1 protein-coding gene is annotated in these 1,090 nt (G+C 50.6%); it reads left to right on the forward strand.

Translation table 11 applies throughout. The features are described from left to right. Window positions 1-167 precede the first annotated feature (167 nt). Window positions 168-1,090: mannitol dehydrogenase family protein (locus R7Q41_RS24325; protein WP_411979071.1), on the forward strand; the 923-nt coding region annotated here is incomplete at its 3' end.

The following is a 1,090-nucleotide window of genomic DNA, read 5'->3' on the forward strand; positions in this document are numbered from 1 at the left end:
ACCAAGTGATCAAGCCGCTTCTGCCATTCTACGTTGCACTGATTGCGGCCCTAATGGCGGTGACCTTTATTCCTGAACTCAGTCTGTTCTTACCAAAACTGGTCCTAGGCTACTAACTCTTTCAATGAATCATCCCGCAGAGCACTCTGCGGGAGAAGGGAAATAAAATGAAAACCATTGCAAACTCCACCCTAAATGCTGCTGTTTCGCTGCCAGATTACGACCGTTCTACACTCAAAAGCCGTATTATTCACCTTGGTTTCGGTGCTTTCCACCGAGCGCACCAAGCACTGTTCACCAATGAAATGCTGAGCAAAACGGGCTCGGATTGGGGCATTTGCGAAATCAACCTATTTGGCGGTGAAGAGTTAATTCAATCGCTGCGCGCGCAAGATCACCTCTACACGGTGGCAGAAAAAGGCGCAGAATCGACCGAAGTCAAAGTGATTGGCTCGGTGACGGAATCACTGCACCCACATTTGGACAGCATCGAAGCTGTCCTCGAAAAAATGGCCGAGCCACAAGTGGCGATCGTTTCAATGACGATTACCGAAAAAGGCTACTGCGCCGACCCTGCAACGGGCACGCTTGATAAAAACAACCCGCTAGTCATTGCTGACCTTGCCAACCCAACGGAGCCAAAATCAGCACTAGGTTACATCGTGCAAGCACTGAAGATACGTCGTGAACGCGGCCTAACGCCATTTACCGTGATGTCTTGCGATAACGTGCAAGAGAACGGTCACGTAGCAAAAGCAGCGGTACTGGAATTCGCTCAACTGCTTGACCCAGAATTGCGCGACTGGATTGAAACCAACGTTACCTTCCCTTGCACCATGGTTGACCGCATTGTGCCAGCAGCAACCGAAGAGACGCTGACCGAAATCGCTGAGCTACTTGGCTGTGAAGACCCATGTGGCATCGCTTGTGAACCTTTCCGCCAATGGGTTATCGAGGACAACTTCGTAGCTGGTCGTCCAGATTGGAACTTGGCTGGCGCAGAATTTGTTGCCGACGTTGTGCCTTACGAAGAAATGAAGCTGCGCATGCTAAATGGTAGCCATTCGTTCCTAGCCTACCTAGGTTACCT

This window comes from Vibrio sp. 2096 (assembly GCF_033339595.1).
Lineage (GTDB): Bacteria > Pseudomonadota > Gammaproteobacteria > Enterobacterales > Vibrionaceae > Vibrio > Vibrio alginolyticus.